The organism is Streptomyces sp. NPDC054841 (assembly GCF_053611045.1).
In genome coordinates this window covers 1-5340 of the sequence record NZ_JBSGZO010000536.1, presented here as the reverse complement: position 1 = coordinate 5340, position 5340 = coordinate 1, and the positions used below count along the sequence as shown (strand labels likewise).

Genomic DNA, 5340 nt, shown 5'->3' with positions numbered 1-5340 from the left:
GCCCATGCCTGGTCAGGCATGGGCCCCAAGGTGACCGGCTGCGATCAGGCCGCGACCAGGTCGCAGACGAAGATCAGCGTCTCGCCCGGCGCGATACGGCCGCCACCGGCGCCGCGGTCGCCGTACGCGAGGTGCGCCGGGATGGTCAGCTGGCGGCGGCCGCCGACCTTCATGCCCTGCACGCCCTGGTCCCAGCCCTGGATGACCTGGCCGGCACCGAGCTGGAACTGCAGCGGGGTGCCGCGGTTCCAGGACGCGTCGAACTCCTCGCCGGTGGAGAAGGCCACGCCCACGTAGTGGACGGAGACGGTGTCGCCCGCCTTGGCCTCGGGGCCGTCGCCCTCCCAGATGTCCTTGATCTCCAGGTCGGCCGGCGGCTCGCCGCCCGGGAAGTCGATCTCGGGCTTTTCGATGCTCACGTGTTGCTCCTTGCGTTCTCTGAGCGAGTCAACCCGGACAGTCTTACAGAACCGCCAGGATGTCGACGGAGAAGACCAGCGTGGCCTTGGCCGGGATCGGGCCCTGGCCCTGGTCGCCGTAGCCCATGTCCGGGGGTACGACGAGGAGGACGCGGCTGCCGACCTTCTTGCCCTCCAGGCCCTTCTGCCAGCCCGGGATGACGTTGGCGAGCGGGAAGCTGACCGGCGCGCCCTTGGAGTAGCTGCTGTCGAACTCCTTGCCGTCCGTCCACAGGACGCCCTTGTACTGCACGGACAGCGTGTCGCCTGCCTTCACCGCCGGACCGCTGCCCTCGATGATGTAGTTCGACACCAGCTTCGCCGGGGCGGGCTTCTTGGGCACGGTGATGGACGGAGCCTTGCCGTCGGTGTTCGTGCCGACCTTGGGCAGGTCGATGTTGTCCTGGGCGACCTCGGTGCCCTTCGCCGACACCGGAATGGTGAGACCCTTCACGATGTCCATGACGAAGACCAGCGTGGCGTTGGGCGGGATCTCGCCCTGGCCCTGGGCGCCATAGCCGAGCTCCGGCGGGATCGACACCTCGAGACGGCTGCCGACCTTCTGGCCGTCGAGGGCCTTCTGCCAGCCCTCGATGACACCGCCGCCACCGATCGTCACCGCGAACGGCTCACCCCGGTCGAAGCTGTTGTCGAACGGCTTGTTGCCGTTCCACAGCTGCCCGAGGTAGTTCACCTGGGCCTGGTCGCCCTTCTTGAGCGTCTGGCCCTTGCCCTCGCTGATGACCTCGACCTTGAGGTCCTTGGGCGGATCCCCCTCGCCCTTGGCGAGGGTGGGCTTCTCACCGAACTTCTGCCCCGCGGTGATGGCGGGCAGCCCGTTCGTCGGCGTTGCGGAATCGGAGGCCTTGTCGCTTCCGCACGCCGCTGTGGAGAGCAGCAGCAGGGGGACGACGAGAAGGCCGGCAAGTCGGCGCACGTGTTCCTCAGATCTCAGACGGCACATCGGTCGCTCGACACTCTAGGGCGTGCCACGGGCCCCGTACGAGCTACGTACGGGGCCCGGTCCGTGTTCCCGGCTGCACTGTTCCCGGCGGGTCCTACATCCCGGCAATCAGCTTCTCGACCCGGTCGTCCACCGACCGGAACGGGTCCTTGCACAACACGGTGCGCTGCGCCTGGTCGTTGAGCTTGAGGTGCACCCAGTCGACGGTGAAGTCGCGCCGCTGCTCCTGGGCGCGACGGATGAAGTCGCCGCGCAGCCGCGCCCTGGTGGTCTGCGGGGGCACGGACTTGCCCTCGAAGATCTTCAGATCGTTGCAGATCCGGGCCGCCTGGCCCTTCTTCTCCAGGAGGTAGTACAGACCGCGGCGACGGTGGATGTCGTGGTACGCGAGGTCTATCTGGGCGACCCGGGGGTGCGACATCGTCATGTTGTGCTTGGCCCGGTACCGCTCGATGAGCTTGTACTTGATCACCCAGTCGATCTCGGTACCGATCCGGTCGAGGTCCTCCTCCTCGATGGCGTCGAGTGTCCGCCCCCAGAGTTCGAGGACCTGTTCCACCGTGCCGGTGCGGATGCCCCGGCGGTCGACGAAGTCCACGGCCTTTTCGTAGTACTCGCGCTGCACCTCGAGGGCGGAGGCCTCGCGGCCGCTGGCCAGGCGCACCTTGCGCTGTCCCGTGATGTCGTGGCTGACTTCGCGGATCGCCCGGATGGGATTCTCCAGGGTCAGGTCGCGCATCACGGTGCCGGCCTCGATCATGCGCAGGACGAGGTCGGTCGCGCCGACCTTGAGCAGCATGGTCGTCTCCGACATGTTCGAGTCGCCGACGATGACATGGAGGCGGCGGTAGCGCTCGGCGTCCGCGTGGGGTTCGTCCCGGGTGTTGATGATGGGCCGGGAGCGAGTGGTGGCGGAGCTGACGCCCTCCCAGATGTGCTCGGCGCGCTGGCTGACGCAGTAGACCGCGCCGCGCGGGGTCTGGAGGACCTTTCCGGCGCCGCAGAGCAGCTGCCGGGTGACGAGGAACGGGATCAGGATGTCCGCGAGCCGGGAGAACTCTCCGTGGCGGGCGACGAGGTAGTTCTCGTGACAGCCGTAGGAGTTTCCCGCCGAATCGGTGTTGTTCTTGAAGAGATAGACGTCGCCCGCGATTCCCTCCTCGTGCAGGCGGCGTTCGGCGTCGACGAGCAGGCCTTCGAGGATGCGCTCGCCCGCCTTGTCGTGGGTGACCAGTTCGGTCACGTTGTCGCATTCGGGAGTTGCGTATTCCGGATGCGAACCCACGTCGAGGTAGAGGCGGGCACCGTTGCGCAGGAAGACGTTGCTGCTGCGGCCCCATGACACAACTCGGCGGAAGAGGTAGCGCGCCACTTCGTCAGGAGACAGCCGGCGCTGTCCCCTGAAGGTGCACGTGACGCCGTACTCGTTCTCCAGCCCGAAAATGCGGCGGTCCATGACTGAACATTACGCCTGATGCCCTGAGCTGAAACCGGGTTCGACAGCACCGCTTCGATCATTTTCATCCATCGACGCGATGTGTTCGGTGCGGCCGGGAACTGCGAGGACCCGTCCGGTGGCCAGCAGAACGAGCAGCGCGGCGATTCCGCCGGCTCCTGCGACGGCGAAGCCCGATGAGGTCCCGCCGAGTTCCACGGCCGGGCCCGCGGCCGCCGTTCCGACCGCCGCGCCGATGCCGAACGTGGTGACGAGCCAGGAGAACGCCTCGGTGACGGTGCCCCGGGGGGCGTGCCGGTCGACGACGATGAACGCGCAGGCGATCGCGGGTGCGAGGAAGACTCCGGAGACGGCGGCGAGGGCGGTCATCGCAGGGACGCCGGGAGTGAGCACGAGCGGCAGATAGCCCAGTGCGAGGAGGCCGGTGATGATGCGCAGCCGCCGTTCCGGGGGGCCCGCCCAGTGGCGTGCGCCGTAGACGGCGCCGCCGATGAGGGCGCCGAGGCCGAGGGCGGCCATCAGCCAGCCGTAGACGGATTCGCGGCCGTGGTCGTCGGCGTAGGCGATCCCCGCGACAGTGATGGAGCCGAGCGCGAGGCCGACGAAGAAGAAGGAACCGAGCAGGGCGAGCAGACCGGGCGAGCGCAGGGCACCGAGCCAGTGGGCCTCGCGGGGTGCGGATCGCCAGGTGCGGGAGGGTTCGCAGACCACCACGGAGAGTGCGCCGAGGACGCCCACGACGTTGATGACGAGGAGCGCGGCGGCGGGCGAGAAGAGCCAGACGAGCAGCGTCACCAGCAACGGACCGAGGGTGAACATGACTTCCTGGGCGATCGCGTCCATGGCGTAGGCGCGATGTACCCGGTCCTCGCGGTGGCCGAGAACGCCCGGCCAGAGGGCGCGCAGCCCGCCTTCCAGGGGCGGTGTGAAGAGGCCGGCGATGACGACGGCCCCGTAGGCCGCCGGGAGCGAGGCGATGCCGACCGCGGCGAAGAGGACCATGCCGAGGGCCGAGACGACCGCGGCGGGGAGCTGGACGCGGGGCTGTCCGCGCAGGTCCACGAGCCGCCCGAGGAGCGGCTGGCCTATCGCGGTGGCGAGGCCGTAGACGGCCGCGAGGCCTCCGGCGAGCGTGTAGCTGCCGCCCTCGGCGCGGGTGAACAGGACGATCGCGACATGGGCGGTGCCGTTCGGCAGACGGCCCACCAGCGTGCCCGCGAGCAGCCGGGCGGCGTGTGGCGCCCTGAGGATGTCTGCGTATCCGGAGGCTCCCGCGCCCATGTATCCGCCTCTTCACATGCTTCAGTCAGGAAGGTTTTACGTATAACTTGATGCCTCATACGTACCATGTCCGCAGACCGCGAGTCCACCCCGCGGCGAGCGACAACAGAGCGCGGAGGCGAGTGTGCGGACCCGGGATTCCTCCGGCGGCGCGCGGCCGACCAGCAGGGACGTGGCGAAGGCGGCCGGGGTGTCACAGGCCACCGTCTCGCTGGTGCTGGGCGACAAGTGGCGTGGCCGGGTGTCCGAGCGCACCGCCGGTCTGGTGCGTGAGACGGCCAGTGAGCTCGGTTACCGGCCGAATCTCGCGGCCCGCAGTCTGCGGCTCGGCCAGACGCGGACGGCCCTCCTTGTGGTGCCCGCGCTGACCAACGAGTTCTTCGCGCGGGTGTACGCGGGCGCGGCCTCGGTGGCGGCCGAGCACGGCTTCGGCGTGGTCCTGTATCCCTCCCCCGAAGGCGTCGGCCCCGCGAAGGACCCCTTCGCATCCGCACGCGCCGCGCTGGACGGGGTGATCGCCTCCTCGATGGCGGCCCGGGCGCTGGACGCGATCCGCGGCACGGATCTGCCGCTGGTGATGCTCGACAGCGATCCGTCGGATCCGGCCTCCGGGGCTCAGGTGAACCTCGATATCGCCGACGGCATGCGCCAGGTGACGGACCATCTGCTCGGTCTCGGCCACCGCCGCTTCGTCCATCTCGCATCAGCCGTGCCGTCCTGGACCTTCGAGGTACGGGCCCGGGCCCTGGAGGCGTCCCTGCGCGCGGCCCCGGACACGGAGCTGCGCACGCTCCCGGCGCCGCTGGAGGTGGACGGCGCCCGCATGGCCGCCCAGCGGGCCCTGACCGCGGCCGGACCCCGCCCGACCGCGCTGGTCTGTGACGACGACATCATCGCCGCGGGCGCGTGCAAGGCCGTCCGCCGCCTCGGCCTGCGGGTCCCGGAGGACGTCTCGGTGACCGGATTCGACGACCTGGCCCTCGCGACGGCTCTGGAACCGGAACTCACGACGGTCCGGCTCCCCGCGGAACGCATCGGCGAGGCGGGTATGTCCGCGCTGCTCACGATGCTCGACGGCGGTGCCCCGGCCCGCGGCGCCCTGCCGGTCACCCTTGTCCCCCGGGGCTCCACGGCGCCGCCGCCGCGCTGAGCCGGCCCGCCCCGGCACCGCACACATGCGC

5 protein-coding genes are annotated in these 5340 nt (G+C 69.8%); 1 reads left to right on the top strand and 4 read right to left on the bottom strand.

The features are described from left to right. Nucleotides 1–44: 44 nt before the first annotated feature. The 4 genes from ACWGI8_RS38605 to ACWGI8_RS38590 all read right to left on the bottom strand — a co-directional run bounded on the left by ACWGI8_RS38605 (nucleotide 45) and on the right by ACWGI8_RS38590 (nucleotide 4159). Nucleotides 45–419 carry an FKBP-type peptidyl-prolyl cis-trans isomerase gene (locus ACWGI8_RS38605; RefSeq protein WP_453668109.1) on the bottom strand — a complete coding sequence of 125 codons (375 nt, stop codon included), beginning with the start codon at nucleotides 417–419 and terminating at the stop codon, nucleotides 45–47. Between the two features lie 43 nt (nucleotides 420–462). Beyond that, entirely contained in the window at nucleotides 463–1395 is a 933-nt protein-coding gene (locus ACWGI8_RS38600; protein ID WP_453668108.1) for an FKBP-type peptidyl-prolyl cis-trans isomerase, read from the bottom strand. A gap of 121 nt (nucleotides 1396–1516) precedes the next feature. Beyond that, on the bottom strand, nucleotides 1517–2878 hold the full coding sequence (gene pafA, locus ACWGI8_RS38595) for a Pup--protein ligase (protein WP_453668107.1): 1362 nt from the start codon (nucleotides 2876–2878) through the stop codon (nucleotides 1517–1519). Between the two features lie 9 nt (nucleotides 2879–2887). Then, entirely contained in the window at nucleotides 2888–4159 is a 1272-nt protein-coding gene (locus tag ACWGI8_RS38590) for an MFS transporter (RefSeq protein ID WP_453668106.1), read from the bottom strand. 124 nt (nucleotides 4160–4283) lie between these two features. Here ACWGI8_RS38590 and ACWGI8_RS38585 point away from each other — a divergent pair, with 124 nt between their 5' ends. Then, complete coding sequence (locus ACWGI8_RS38585) at nucleotides 4284–5309, top strand: LacI family DNA-binding transcriptional regulator (protein ID WP_453668105.1); 1026 nt, start codon at nucleotides 4284–4286, stop codon at nucleotides 5307–5309. Nucleotides 5310–5340: the final 31 nt, after the last annotated feature.

Excerpts from the sequence above, each read along its gene's own strand:
- pafA (WP_453668107.1), bottom strand. The coding sequence starts at position 2,878 with ATGGACCGCCGCATTTTCGGGCTGGAGAACGAGTACGGCGTCACGTGC.
- ACWGI8_RS38590 (WP_453668106.1), bottom strand. The coding sequence starts at position 4,159 with ATGGGCGCGGGAGCCTCCGGATACGCAGACATCCTCAGGGCGCCACAC.